At 46.6% G+C, this 13203-nt stretch carries 13 protein-coding genes; all 13 read right to left on the minus strand.

Features of this window, described 5'->3' with window-relative positions:
• Positions 1 to 85 precede the first annotated feature (85 nt).
• Complete coding sequence (gene dnaG, locus H7F26_RS19780) at positions 86 to 1909, minus strand: DNA primase (protein WP_003183611.1); 1824 nt, start codon at positions 1907 to 1909, stop codon at positions 86 to 88.
• A gap of 32 nt (positions 1910 to 1941) precedes the next feature.
• Positions 1942 to 2433 carry a YaiI/YqxD family protein gene (locus H7F26_RS19785; protein WP_003183612.1) on the minus strand — a complete coding sequence of 164 codons (492 nt, stop codon included), beginning with the start codon at positions 2431 to 2433 and terminating at the stop codon, positions 1942 to 1944.
• Between the two features lie 264 nt (positions 2434 to 2697).
• Positions 2698 to 3510: a pyruvate, water dikinase regulatory protein gene (locus tag H7F26_RS19790; RefSeq protein ID WP_003183615.1), complete on the minus strand. Its 813-nt coding sequence runs from the start codon at positions 3508 to 3510 to the stop codon at positions 2698 to 2700.
• A gap of 25 nt (positions 3511 to 3535) precedes the next feature.
• On the minus strand, positions 3536 to 4174 hold the full coding sequence (locus H7F26_RS19795; RefSeq protein ID WP_025804968.1) for a transcriptional regulator CcpN: 639 nt from the start codon (positions 4172 to 4174) through the stop codon (positions 3536 to 3538).
• Between the two features lie 197 nt (positions 4175 to 4371).
• Positions 4372 to 6411, minus strand: coding sequence for a glycine--tRNA ligase subunit beta (glyS, locus tag H7F26_RS19800; RefSeq protein WP_003183618.1), 2040 nt, complete (start codon positions 6409 to 6411; stop codon positions 4372 to 4374).
• On the minus strand, positions 6404 to 7291 hold the full coding sequence (glyQ, locus tag H7F26_RS19805; protein ID WP_003183621.1) for a glycine--tRNA ligase subunit alpha: 888 nt from the start codon (positions 7289 to 7291) through the stop codon (positions 6404 to 6406). The genes glyS and glyQ overlap by 8 nt, the downstream gene beginning before the upstream one ends.
• Before the next feature lie 331 nt (positions 7292 to 7622).
• Positions 7623 to 8393 (minus strand): DNA repair protein RecO, encoded by a 771-nt coding sequence (gene recO / locus H7F26_RS19810; RefSeq protein WP_003183624.1) that lies wholly within the window; start codon positions 8391 to 8393, stop codon positions 7623 to 7625.
• A gap of 37 nt (positions 8394 to 8430) precedes the next feature.
• The gene (locus H7F26_RS19815; RefSeq protein ID WP_003183626.1) at positions 8431 to 8574 is read right to left on the minus strand and encodes a YqzL family protein; all 144 of its coding nucleotides are present in this window, start codon (positions 8572 to 8574) and stop codon (positions 8431 to 8433) included.
• Positions 8575 to 8735: 161 nt separating this feature from the next.
• A complete protein-coding gene (gene era / locus H7F26_RS19820; RefSeq protein WP_009327871.1) occupies positions 8736 to 9641 on the minus strand; it encodes a GTPase Era in 906 nt (301 codons plus the stop codon).
• On the minus strand, positions 9622 to 10032 hold the full coding sequence (locus H7F26_RS19825; RefSeq protein WP_003183631.1) for a cytidine deaminase: 411 nt from the start codon (positions 10030 to 10032) through the stop codon (positions 9622 to 9624). Before H7F26_RS19825 ends, era begins: the two co-directional genes overlap by 20 nt.
• 131 nt (positions 10033 to 10163) lie before the next feature.
• Positions 10164 to 10544, minus strand: a complete 381-nt coding sequence (locus tag H7F26_RS19830; RefSeq protein ID WP_003183633.1) for a diacylglycerol kinase family protein — start codon at positions 10542 to 10544, stop codon at positions 10164 to 10166.
• Positions 10522 to 10998, minus strand: a complete 477-nt coding sequence (gene ybeY, locus H7F26_RS19835; protein WP_003183635.1) for an rRNA maturation RNase YbeY — start codon at positions 10996 to 10998, stop codon at positions 10522 to 10524. Before ybeY ends, H7F26_RS19830 begins: the two co-directional genes overlap by 23 nt.
• Complete coding sequence (locus H7F26_RS19840; RefSeq protein ID WP_228767688.1) at positions 10995 to 13049, minus strand: HD family phosphohydrolase; 2055 nt, start codon at positions 13047 to 13049, stop codon at positions 10995 to 10997. Before H7F26_RS19840 ends, ybeY begins: the two co-directional genes overlap by 4 nt.
• Between the last annotated feature and the right edge of the window lie 154 nt (positions 13050 to 13203).

Below are 13203 nucleotides of genomic sequence, written 5' to 3' on the forward strand. Positions count from 1 at the left end.
TTGACAATATATTGATTAGGACAAGCAGCTTTTGCTCCTCCGTTAGGATTCATTGCCAAAAGCTTTTCCTATTATATATAACGGTTTATTTCAGCGAACGGTTCAACTTAACAATTTCCTGCGCCAAAGTCGCCGCTTTGATAAAGTCTTTTTGCCTCTCGGCTTCCGCCCTTGCAGCTTCTTTTTCTTTTATCATTGACCAATTTCGATAATTCAACACTTTTTTTACATAATCAGATAATTCCGCTTCACTTAATTCTTCGTTCACCTGAAGCATTAAGATATCTGTCAGAAGCTGGCCAAGTTCCTGATCCTCGACTCTCTTAAAGAGCTCCTGGATGGAAATGTCCGCTCCTTCTTCATACATGGCGTACAAATAAGCGGCAATCGCTCGGTGCTGATCAAGGTTGAATTCAAAGCCCACCCGTTCCAAAACCTTTCGAATGACGTCCCGGTCATGAATCATGTGGGCCAGGAGCATCCGCTCCGCATTCTCATGAGCCGGCCGAAGCCCCGTCTTTCTCCGAGGGGCGCGCGATACGGCCGCCTGCCGCTCTTTAGAGTCCTGGCGGCTGCTTTCCCTGCTGCGGCTTGCAGCCTGCTTTTCAAATACGGAAAGCTGATCCTTCAAGGATTCAAATGAGATTGAAAATTCATTTGCCAGCTGTTTGATGTATATTTCCTGTTCCAAAGGACCGCTGAGAAGGCTGACTTCCTTCAGTACATCGTTGATATAGGCTAAACGGTCTCCTTCATCAGACAGGTTTCTGCCCTTGCGGAAATAGTTCATTTTAAACGTCATCATCGTAACGCTGGCCCCTATTACATCATTTTTGAATTTCTCGCTGCCGAATTTTTTGATGTAGTCATCGGGATCCAGCCCGTCAGGTATCATGGCCACCTTGACGTTGCAGCCTTTTTTCTGAAGAATCTCCGCCGCTTTCAGCGTGGCTTCATAACCGGCATGATCCGAGTCATAGCACAGTATGACCTCTCCGACATTTCGCCTGATGATCTTCGCATGTTCTTCCGTCAGCGATGTACCCATCGTGGCGATCGATTCTTTCACACCGGAGGTGACGGCTGAAATGACATCGGCAAATCCTTCAAAAAGGACGGCCCTTTCTTCTTTCCGAATGTGAAGGCGGGCCTGATGGAAATGATAGAGAAGCTTGCTTTTTCGAAAAAGCGGCGTTTCCGGGCTGTTCATGTATTTTGGCTGCTCCCCGGTGAACGTCCTTCCGGAAAAAGCGACCGTTGTGCCGTGATGATCATGAATCGGAAACATAATCCTGTTTCTGAAACGGTCAAAATATCCGTCGCCGTTCTCGCGTCTGATGATGAGTCCAGCTCTTTCCATCAGCGCAAGATCAAAACCTCTCCGTTCCAAAAACTTCGTGATGAAATCCCACGAGTCAAGCGCGCATCCGATTTCAAACTGCTCGATCTGCTCCATCTTAAAGCCTCTTTCAAGCAAATAATCGAGCGCTGCCTGGCCTTCCTTTGTATTGACGAGCAAATGATGATAAAATTTCTTTAACAGATCATGAGCTTCCGCCATTTTCTGTTCATCCGAACTGCCTGTGCTGTATGCTGATACAGCTGCGACCTGCTCCGGCAGATCTATTTGATATTTGTCCGCCAGGTGAGAGACAGCCTCGGTAAATGAATAGCCTTCCATTTGTCTTAAAAATGAAAAAACGTTCCCTCCCGCTCCGCAACCAAAACAATGAAAAATCTGTTTTTCTCCAGAAACGGAAAAAGATGGTGTGTTCTCACCATGAAAAGGACAAAGCCCAAAATAATTACGCCCCTGTTTTCTTAACTGGACGTACTCTCCGATAACTTCTACGATATCAGCTGATTTCTGCACCTGTTCTACAATTTCGTCTGGTATACGATTGCCCATGTTCCAACACTCCGTCGTACATAATTCGCTGCTTAGTACGTAAATCCTTCAATTTTCGACAAGATTTTTTGCAGCTCTTTGACAAATCGCTCCCGGTCTTCCTTGACCAGTTTTTTCGGGCCTTTCGTGTAACGTCCGCTTCTTCTCAATTTTTGTGCGACGTGACGGCGGAAAAGAGCATGATCGATGGAGTTCTCTTCGAAAAGATAGCCTCTCTCCGACATCACATAGACCTTTTTGCCAAGCAAAAGCGATGCCAGCCCGATATCTTGTGTGACGACGACATCACCAGGTCGAACATGGTTGGCAATGTACAGATCCGCTGCTTCTTTGTGCGGATCGACATATGTCCAATTCTCTTCTTCTTTCCTTGTGATTTGAAAATGCTCGAATGAAGCCACGAATACCACCTTTACGTCGAAATCCGCCGCTGTTTTGAGCACTTCATCTTTCACCGGGCATGCGTCTGCATCGACAAAAATCGTCCTTTCTTTTTCAAGAAGACTAATTCTCCATCCCTCCATCAATCTCCTGCTATAAATACAGGCAAAATCACACAGGTTTCAAAATTAATCGATCTATAAGAATTTGTCGAAAGTTTTTTTCGGGAAATTCTTGACACGATACCCATAATAGTTTATTCGTTCTGTACTAAGCTTAAACCTAAAAGTTAATTATTTTATCACAATTTTTTATTATAATACAAATGGGTTAAAGATGCTATCATTTTCACTTTTCCCAAAACCATCAAAGCAAAAACCCAGGATGGGGTGTCCTGAGTTTTATTCTTAGACCCTTTTTGTCATCATGTTGTGAATAATGTTGGCCGTTTCCTCCACCGCTTTATTTGATACGTCTACGACATTGCAGCCAATGCGGCCGACGATCTTTTCAAAGAATTCAAGCTCTTCTTTGATGCGGTTGATATTAGCGTAAATGGCTTTGTCGTTGAGGCCGAGCGATTTCAGGCGCTCCTTGCGGATATGGTTCAGTTTATCCGGGCTGATTTTTAACCCGATGCATTTAGCCGGATCAACGGTAAAGAGCTCTTCGGGAGGGTCCACCTCGGGAACGATCGGAACGTTTGCCACTTTTAACCGTTTATGCGCCAAGTATTGGGATAACGGAGTTTTGGACGTTCTCGACACGCCGATCAGCACGATATCCGCTTTTAAGATGCCCCTTGGATCTCTGCCGTCGTCATATTTAACCGCAAATTCGATGGCCTCTACCTTCTTAAAATAATCTTCGTCCAGCTGTCGGACTCTGCCCGGCTCATATTTCGCACTGAAGCCGTAGACCGACTCCATTTTCTCAATCAGCGGGCCGATGATATCGTAATACACGACATTCGCCTTTTCGGCTTCGGCGATTAAAAATTCACGAATCTCCGGGACAACAAGCGTAAAACAGATGATGCCGCCGTCCGCTTCTGCCAGCGAGATCACTTCTTTTATTGTTCCGCGGTCTTCGACATAAGGAATCCGCCTGATATTTGTCTGCTCGGATGAACCGTTAAACTGGCTGATAGCCGCTTTGACTACGAGCTCAGCGGTCTCGCCGACAGAGTCTGATACAACATAAATCGTCCGATTACTCATGATATCCCTCCATTTGAAGTTCACTCTACATGATTTCATTTTCAGATAAGCCGACTAAAATTTTTGTCATGTTCGTTTTCGTAATTCTTCCCACAACTTCATAGCCTTTTTCTGTATCTTTTACAACAGGCAGTGCGTCAATTTGTTTTTCGATGAGCATCTTGGCAATGTCCAAAATGAAATCGTCGCGCCTGCAAAGCGTAATGTTCGGCATTCTCGTCATAATGATATGGACGGGTATTGAAGGGAGCTCCTGTTTGCCGATGCTGGCTCTGAGCAAGTCTTTTCGTGAAAGTACACCGACTAAGATGGCATTATCATCAACGACAAAAAGCGTTCCTACGTCCTCTAAAAACATCGTGCAAATCGCATCATAAACGGAGACATTTTCATGAATGACCACCGGAATGGACTGGAAGTCTTTCACCTGCAGTTTTTTCAGCTTATCAGCCAAGAGCTGCGTGCCCGTCTTTCCCGTGTAGAAATAACCGACCCGCGGCCTTGCTTCCAAAAATCCCGACATCGTCAATATTGCCAAATCCGGACGAAGGGTAGCCCTCGTCAGATTCAGCTTTTCCGCGATATGTTCTCCGGTAATCGGCCCGTTCTCTTTGACAATCTGCAAAATATGCTCCTGACGTTTATTTAGTTCGATCGTACTCACCACCTTTAAGCCGAAGCTCACAATTCGTTCGTTATGTATAAAAGTCGATAACATATTATAACGCATATGAAGACTAAAATAACAGCAATTACAATTGAATTCTATGAAAAAGACAGGCGGTATTTGACAAGGATGTGAAAAATCGATTTGAGCAAAAAGACGATTGCCAGCCTGTCAGCAACCGTCTTCTGCGGTGTTTATTTTACAATGATGGCATTGATGTTTGCAAAAGATCGGATCAGCTCCGCCAAGCTTGCCATTTGCGCCAGGCGGTTTGCTTTTAATCTTTCATCTTCGGCATGTACCATCGTATGATCAAAATACGCTTCAATCGGCTCTTTCAGCTTGGACAGCTCACTGAAGGCGCCCTCATAATCTTTTGCTTGGTAAAGGGTCTCTATTTGCTGCCTGCACGCCTCATAAGCTTTGAAAAGCTCCTCTTCTTGAGGGTTTTCAAACAGTGAAGCGTCAATGGCGCTCGTTTCGCTCTTTTTGCTGATCGAAATAACCCTTGCCAGCGCTTCAGCCGTTTCTTTAAATTCCGGTTTGGCTGCAGCCGATTCAAGGACGGCGGCTTTTTTGACAGCCGAATACGGCTCAAGGTTCGTGCTTTCGAGCACGGCATCCACGACGTCGTATCGGATGTTTTCCGCTGTTAATACATATTTGAGGCGCTGTTTAAAGAATTCGAGCAGTTCGCTGTTTGCTTCCTGTCCGGCAAACGCAGCCAGTTCTTTGAATGAAATGCCCCAGTTCCGGTCAAGCAGGATTTGGACGATGCCGCTCGCCTGTCTTCTCAGTCCATACGGATCCTGAGATCCTGTCGGAATGACGCCGATTTTGAAGAATGAAGCGACCGTATCGAGTTTGTCCGCCAATGCGACGACGGCGCCGGCGATTGATGAAGGCGTTTGTCCTCCGGCTTGTCTCGGCATATAGTGCTCATTGACTGCGAGCGCAACTTCTTCTTTCTCACCGAGCATCCGCGCATATTTTTCACCCATGATGCCCTGCAGCTCAGGAAATTCGTAAACCATGTGTGTCACAAGGTCGAATTTTGAAATGTGCGCAGCGCGCTTGATCAGCTGCACCGTCTCTTGATCGGCACCGATGACTTCAGCGATCCGTTCAGCAAGCGCCTCAGTGCGTCTCACTTTATCTCCGAGCGACCCCAGTTCTTCATGGAAAACGATCTTTTCGAGCTTTCTCACATTCTCGTCAATGTTTAATTTTTGATCTTCTTTATAGAAGAAGGAAGCGTCTGAAAGCCTTGCTCTCAGCACTTTTTCATTCCCTCTCGCCACGTTTTCAAGGGCGCGGCTGTCTCCGTTGCGGACGGTCACAAAGTAAGGAAGCAAGCTGCCGTTTTCATCTTTGACAGGGAAATAACGCTGATGCTCTTTCATTGTTGTCACGAGCACCTCTTCAGGAATTGCGAGAAATTCCTCTTCGTAAGAACCGAACAGTACCGTTGGATATTCAACCAGATGGTTGACCTCATCCAGCAGATCCTCGTCTCTCGGAATGTCCCAGGACTTCTCAGCAGCCAGTTCGTCAAGCTGCTTAACGATCAGCTGCTTCCGTTTGGCCGAATCGGCAATCACAAACTGGCTTTCCAGTGTCGCTTCGTATTCAGAAGGTGCGCTCAAGTCGGCTGCTTTTCCGAGGAAGCGGTGTCCCTGCGTTGTGCGTCCGGTTTCGACATGAGCGACTGAAAACGGAACGACTTCACTTCCGAACAGCGCGACGATCCATTTAATCGGCCTGATATATTTTAAATCTTCGCTGCCCCAGCGCATGTTTTTCGGAAAGTGGAGGCTTGTCACCAAATCGCGGAGCTCAGGAAGCAATGAAAACGTATCCTGGCCTTTTTGGAATTTTTGCACAAATACATATTCCGTTCCTTTGATGTCTTTAAAATACAAATCTTCCGGACTTGCTCCTTGCCCCCGTGAAAAGCCGATGGCCGCCTTTGTCCATTCGCCGTTTTCGTCAAGGGCGATTTTCTTTGCCGGTCCTTTCGCTTCTTCTTTCACATCATCCTGCTTCTCCGCCACGTTCTCGACAAGAACGGCCAGTCTTCTAGGGGAGTTATACAGCTTGACGGAACCGAAGGCAATATTTTTTTCCTTGAGCCAGCTTTCCAGCTTCTCACCCAGCTGAGTCATGCTGTCATGCATGAAGCGCGCCGGCATTTCTTCTAATCCGATTTCTAAAAGCAAATCTTGATTACTCATGTGAAGCCTCTTCCTCCTTCAGCATTGGGAAACCCAACTTTTCGCGTTCATCATAATACGTTTTCGCCACTTTTCTGGCCAGGTTTCTCACCCTTGCGATATATCCTGTGCGCTCCGTGACGGAAATCGCCCCTTTTGCGTCAAGCAAGTTGAACGTATGCGAGCATTTCAAAACATAATCATATGCAGGATGGACAAGTCCCTGATCCATCTGGCGATTTGCTTCTTTTTCGTACGTTGCAAACAATTCGAACAGCATGTCGACGTCAGATGTCTCAAACGTATAGACGGAATGCTCGTATTCAGCCATCTTGAACAGGTCTTTTATCGTATAGCCGTTCGTCCATTCAAGATCAAAGACGTTTTCTTTATCTTGGATATAAGAAGCAAGGCGTTCGATACCGTATGTGATTTCCACGGAAACCGGTTTGCACTCAAGCCCGCCGACCTGCTGAAAATAGGTGAACTGGGTAATTTCCATGCCGTCAAGCCATACTTCCCAGCCAAGCCCGGCGCAGCCGAGCGACGGATTTTCCCAGTTATCCTCGACAAAGCGGATATCATGCTCCAGAGGGTCGATTCCAAGGGCTTTTAATGAATCTAAATAAAGCTCTTGAATGTTGTCTGGAGACGGCTTAATGATCACCTGAAATTGATGGTGCTGATAAAGCCTGTTCGGGTTGTCACCGTATCTTCCGTCCGCAGGGCGCCTTGACGGCTCCACATAAGCGACTTTCCAAGGCTCAGGCCCAAGGCTCCGCAAAAATGTATATGGGCTCATCGTGCCTGCACCCTTCTCTACATCATACGACTGCAAAAGTACGCATCCTTCATTGGACCAATGCTTTTGCAGGGTCAGAATCATTTCTTGAATATTCAAATGAAGCACCTCCACAAAACGTGTTTTCAAGTTTAATTTTTGGCATAGGGCTGGTTTGGGCAGAAAAAAACTCCCGTCCCTATGCTTGTTTACCCACAAACATAGGGACGAGAGTTCTCCCGCGGTTCCACCCTAATTGCTGAGAGGAAATGTCTCAGCCTCTTTTTTAAAAGTTGCTCAGGGAATGCCTTTCATTGCGCTCTCATCCCCGGCTTTCACCGCCCCGGAGTCGCTTCAATGAGGCTGTGCGCAATTACTTCTTTCCGTCAACGCAACATCATTATTGAATCCAATCTTCATGTCATGATCTTATAAAAAGATGAAGAGGTTGTCAACTTTTGTTTTCATCGCCCAGCATCTTTTTCATATTGTCCATTTGTTCCATGAAGCGCCGCGATTTCAGGTAGATCCCTGAGTACTCGTCATAGTACGTCTGAATAACCCTTTTCAGCTCATCCTTCGTCTCCTGTTTGACCGAGACATTTCCGAGCCTTGACAGGTCAAAATAAAAAAACAGTCTCAACAGCCTGGCGGATGCGGGAGACAGCGGTATCCTGTATGGATCTTTCGCAAAACAGCGGTGGCAGATAAAGCCGTTGTCGCGGATCGAAAAATGAAATGTGCCGTCTTTGCTTTTGCAGTGCACACATTCATCCAGCTCCGGATACAGCCCCATCACGCTGAGCATTTTGACTTCGATGAGGTTGGCGATAATGTCGGGATCTGTACCGTCATTCAGCCTCCTCATTGACTGAAGCAGCAGCTCAAATAAAAACGGATTCGGTTTCTTTTCCTCCGTTCCCTTGTCGATTAATTCAGCGATGTAGGCCGCGTAAGCTGTTAAAAACAGATCCTCGCGGATATTCCTCATGCTTTCGATCATCTCGCCCTGCTCCAATGTGCCGAGGCCGGATGATTTGCGGAATAAAAAAGATGCATAAAGGAACGGCTGGGAAATCGCTGACAAGCGGCTGTTCGGCTTTTTGGCGCCCCTTGCCAGCACACCGATTTTCCCGTGTTCTCTCGTCAATAGCGTAATGATCTTATTTGTTTCACCATAGTCGTTTGTACGAAGGACGATACCTTCACATTTCGTCAGCATATGTGCACCATCCAAAAATTGGAGGGGTCAAGCATGATCACAAAATTGGAAAGTCAATTTGCGCTAGCTCTTCTTCAAGTACTTCGGGTCTTTCCAGGTTCTCCTTTTCCAATTCTTTAAAAAGGAGGTACGTGTCAACGCTTCCTGTTTGTGAAAATACATTCCAAGTAAAATTCAACATAAAAAGCCCCACCTTTCTGTTTATAACTAGCTATTTAAACATCCAAGTTCTTAAGATTATCTTGACCTTGTATCCTCCATTTCATGTTAAACAATTTTTTCTAATATATCTTTGATTTCGAGAGATATTGTCACGATTAAACCGCGGTCAAGTTCTGTCCGTTAATACTCGTCTTCTCTAAATCCAAAATCACGAAGCTGAGACATCTTGTTGCGCCAGTCTTTCTGCACTTTAACCCACAGCTCTAAAAACACCGATGACCCGAGCAGCGCCTCGATATCGGTTCTTGCCCGCTTGCCGATTTCTTTAAGCAGGCTGCCTCTTTTTCCGATGACGATCCCTTTTTGCGAATCTCGCTCGACGACGATGGTCGCGCTCACATACACAGAACCGTTTTCCCGTTCTTGAATGGACTCGATCGAGACCGCAATGCTGTGAGGGATCTCTTCCCTTGTCAGATGCAGCACTTTTTCCCGAATCAGCTCAGAAATGATAAATCGCTCCGGATGATCGGTCACCTGGTCACTCGGGTAAAACTGCGGACCTTCCGGCAAATAATCCTCAATTTGCTTTAAAAGCGTATCGATATTATTTCCCTCAAGGGCGGAGATCGGAACGATTTCCTGAAACGGATACCTGGTTCTGTACTCATCGATCAGCACAAGAAGCTCATCCGGATGAATCCGGTCAATTTTGTTGACGATCAAAAATACCGGCGTCTTGACTCCTTTTAATCGCTCAATGATAAATTCGTCGCCTTTTCCGTAGCCTTCCTCCGCATTGATCATGAACAAGATCAAGTCGACTTCCTTTAAAGTGTTGTGCGCCACCTTCATCATAAAATCGCCCAATTTATGCTTCGGTTTATGAATGCCGGGCGTATCGATAAAAATCGTCTGGGATGTATCGGTTGTCAGCACACCTTGCACTTTGTTTCTTGTTGTTTGCGGTTTGTCGCTCATGATGGCGATTTTTTGGCCGATTACGCGATTCAAAAAAGTAGATTTTCCTACGTTTGGTCGTCCGATAATCGAGACAAATCCTGATTTAAAGCTTTCCTGTGTCATGTAAGTCCTCCGATGAAAATGCTCCTGGCAGTAATTCTTGAACCGTCATTTCTTTGACTTGGCCATTCAGATTGGTTAAGATGACAGGCATGTTTGGCGAACAAAGTTCGGAAATCACCTGTCTGCAGGCGCCGCACGGCGACACCGGACCCGGCGTATCCGCAGCAACGGCAAGCATCTTAAAGGATTTTTCCCCTTCTGAATAAGCCTTGAACAGCGCTGTCCGCTCGGCGCAGTTGCACAGGCTGTATGCAGCATTTTCAATGTTGCAGCCTTTGTACACCTTGCCGTCTTCGGTTAAAAGTGCAGCGCCGACTTTGAATTTCGAATACGGAACATATGCAAATTCCCTTGCTTTTAAAGCTTCTGCAATCAATTCTTGTTTAGTCAATGTGTGTATTCCTTCCTATAGCAGTGATGGTACCGCTAACACTTTTATTTTACATAAAAATGGCTTCTTTTTCACGCCCAAATCGCAAATGTAAAATTTTTGTAAGAATAGCGCACGACGAAGGGCGGGCATCAAAACAATTTTGACAAAAAGATAAGTAACCCAATCATACACGAAACGGCTGCAAACACGCAAACCGCCCCGGCTGCCGCGTCCTTTGCAGCTTTTGCAAGCGGGTGGTTCTCTTTTGTGAAGAGGTCGACCGTATGCTCAACAGCCGTATTCATCAGCTCCAAGGCGAGCATTCCGCCGATCAGGATCAAGATGACGGTCCATTCGATCAGCGTCAGCCTGAAGAAAAAGCCGCAGGCGATCACGAGGATGGCGGCTCCGCAGTGAATTCTAAAATTGCGCTCTGATATGAACGTCTTGATAATTCCTGTAAAGGCGTTTGAAAAACTCATTTTCAGACGGCGCCATTCGTTTTGTTTATGAGGATCTTGAGAGCCCATATCGATTCAAAATTTCCTTTTGCTTAGTGAACATCTCTTTTTCTTCTTCCTCTGTCATATGGTCATAGCCGAGGAGGTGCAAAAAGCCGTGAACCGTCAGAAAACCCAGCTCCCTCATCAGTGAATGTCCGTATTCTTCGGCCTGTTCCCGGGCTTTATCGACGCTGATGATGATATCTCCGAGAACGGGCGGCATATCAGCGCCGATAATTTCAACCTCTCCTTCGCCGTCTTCTTCGAGGGCAAATGAAATGACGTCAGTCGGGTAATCTTTGCCTCTGTACTCTTTGTTGATTTTTTGTATCTCTTCATTGTTGACGATCGTAACCGAGACTTCGGCGCCGTCTGCGACGCCTTCCTCCGCCGCTGCGAATTGAAGAAGCTTTTCAATTTCAGCAAGCCGGTCTTCAGGGACGCGTCCGGTCTCGTCTGTGATATCTAGAATTAAACTCATGTATGTTTCACCTTCTGTTTAGGATTAGCTTCCGGATATTCTATCCGGGAATGAAAAATGCCTTTCAGCGTTTCGCAGAGCGTCTTCGCGATAGTATTGAGCTCTTTTAAAGTCAAATCGCATTCGTCAAACTGCCCGTCCTGCAGCTTATCCGCTATGATCCCGCGCACCAGCTTTTCAATCCTTTCGGGATTAGGGTTATGCATTGAGCGGACGGCCGCTTCGACGCTGTCGGCCACCGAGATGATCGCCGCCTCTTTTGTCTGGGGCTTCGGACCGGGATAGCGGAACTCTTCTTCAGTCGTCTTATCGCCTTTTTCTTTCGCCTTATAGTAAAAAAACTTGAGCAGCGATGTGCCGTGATGCTGTTCGGCTATGTCGACAAGCTCCTTCGGCATTTTATGATCCCTCAGCATATCGGCGCCGTCCGTCACATGGGCAATGATAATGTTTTTGCTCAGCTGCGGAGAAAGCTTGTCATGCGGGTTATCAATATTCATTTGGTTTTCTATAAAATATTGGGGCCGCTTTGTCTTGCCGACATCATGGTAATAGGCGCCGACCCTTGCCAGCAGCCCGTTTGCTCCGACCGCTTCGCATGCCGCCTCAGATAAGTTCGCGACCATAACGCTGTGATGGTATGTGCCCGGTGTTTCCGTCAGAATTTTGCGGAGCAGCGGATGATTCGGATTTGAAAGCTCGAGAAGCTTCATCGTGGACAGGATGCCAAATCCGCTTTCAAAAAACGGCATGAGTCCGAGAACAAGAACTGACGATCCGATGCCGGACACCGCCCCCATGACAAGATATGTACCCATCTCAAGCCCGGTTTGCGCCGTGTTTTGAATCAGCTGCAGGGTAAACAGAACAACGATGTTGATCAGAGAGACAAATAAACCGGCCTGGAGAATTTTCGCCCTCGCGTTATGCTTCCCTAAAAACAGTATACCCGCCATCGAGCTGATTAAGAAATACGTTCCGATTCCATAGTTGAACGTGCCTGTCACACCCTGGTTAAACATCATGCTTCCGCAAATGGAAAGAATCATGCTCGACAGGATCGCCAGCCTTTCATTGATCAGCAGTTTAATGAGCATCACGCCCATCGCAATCGGCACGAGATAGCCGATATGGCCGATTTCAAGCTGCTGAAACAGGCTGATCACTTCCATGACGATTAAAACGATCCCTGTGATCAACGAAAACAGCATGAGCGACTTGTTTTTCGGAATCCGGCTGCTGTATTGCTTTTCGAAATAGTAAACCAAAGCTGAGATGAAAAGCGCGATTAAAAGCAGCAGTCCGCCGACAGGTTTGAAGATGTTGGCTCCGCTCAAGAGCCCTGTCAATTCGAGCTTTCGATAGACTTCCCTGTCGATCAGCTGATTTTCCTCAACGAGTATCTGCCCCTGCTTGATCTGTACCTGCTGTACGCTGTCAGCCGCTTCTTGACGCTTCTGCTCCGTCTTGTCAGGATCGTATACGTAATTGGGAATGATCGCAAAGCGTCCGATTTCATCAGCGGCGTTTTTTAATTTTGAAGGTATCGAATTGCCCTTCAGTTCTTTCGTTACATGTTCTTTCGCTTCATCGAGCTTTCCTGCGCGGATTTCTTTGCTCATCACGTCATTGACGGCGGTGATGACCGAATCCTGCGTCATGGAAAGCTCTCCGTCGCTGGCCCTCAGCAGGTGTTTGACTGAATCCTGTGACAGCGAGTCCGTCACATCGGAAGTCAGCTTTTCTTCAACAGATTTGATCTGGTCTTTTTCAGATGGGGCCTGCTTGTCTTTTTTCTCTTTTTCTGCGCTTTCTTTTTTCACTTCTTTAATGATGTCGAAAATCGATGAGACAAGGTCGACCCTGTTGTCAGAGTACTCTTTTTTCAAAGTGTACTGGTCGGGAACTTCCTCTCTCGCTTCCTGCTTTTTATTAGCCGTTGCCTTTTGGTCTTCAACTGTCGCCGGCGCATAGATCGTATTCTCGCTGATCGAAAATAAATCGAGGTCGAGGGACTCCGGCCTCACATGGAAAAACAGCAGGATGAACATCAGCGCGGATAAAGCCGCATAAAGAATGACGGGAAGGAAGCCCCCGTTATTCAAGCGGATAAGCCGAAACTTTCCGCCTCTTTTTTTCTTTTTCAACAAAAGCACCTCTTTTCCCGCGGGAAACTAAAAAATGACCCGATAACGGGCGATCGGG

Source organism: Bacillus sp. PAMC28748 (genome assembly GCF_014250415.1).
Lineage (GTDB): Bacteria > Bacillota > Bacilli > Bacillales > Bacillaceae > Bacillus > Bacillus licheniformis.

What these genes read in the sequence shown, in the direction of transcription:
- dnaG (WP_003183611.1), bottom strand. Translation starts at nt 1,909, where the DNA reads ATGGGCAATCGTATACCAGACGAAATTGTAGAACAGGTGCAGAAATCA.
- H7F26_RS19785 (WP_003183612.1), bottom strand. Translation starts at nt 2,433, where the DNA reads ATGGAGGGATGGAGAATTAGTCTTCTTGAAAAAGAAAGGACGATTTTT.
- H7F26_RS19790 (WP_003183615.1), bottom strand. Translation starts at nt 3,510, where the DNA reads ATGAGTAATCGGACGATTTATGTTGTATCAGACTCTGTCGGCGAGACC.
- glyS (WP_003183618.1), bottom strand. Translation starts at nt 6,411, where the DNA reads ATGAGTAATCAAGATTTGCTTTTAGAAATCGGATTAGAAGAAATGCCG.
- recO (WP_003183624.1), bottom strand. Translation starts at nt 8,393, where the DNA reads ATGCTGACGAAATGTGAAGGTATCGTCCTTCGTACAAACGACTATGGT.
- H7F26_RS19815 (WP_003183626.1), bottom strand. Translation starts at nt 8,574, where the DNA reads ATGTTGAATTTTACTTGGAATGTATTTTCACAAACAGGAAGCGTTGAC.
- era (WP_009327871.1), bottom strand. Translation starts at nt 9,641, where the DNA reads ATGACACAGGAAAGCTTTAAATCAGGATTTGTCTCGATTATCGGACGA.
- H7F26_RS19830 (WP_003183633.1), bottom strand. Translation starts at nt 10,544, where the DNA reads ATGGGCTCTCAAGATCCTCATAAACAAAACGAATGGCGCCGTCTGAAA.
- ybeY (WP_003183635.1), bottom strand. Translation starts at nt 10,998, where the DNA reads ATGAGTTTAATTCTAGATATCACAGACGAGACCGGACGCGTCCCTGAA.
- H7F26_RS19840 (WP_228767688.1), bottom strand. Translation starts at nt 13,049, where the DNA reads ATGTTCATCCTGCTGTTTTTCCATGTGAGGCCGGAGTCCCTCGACCTC.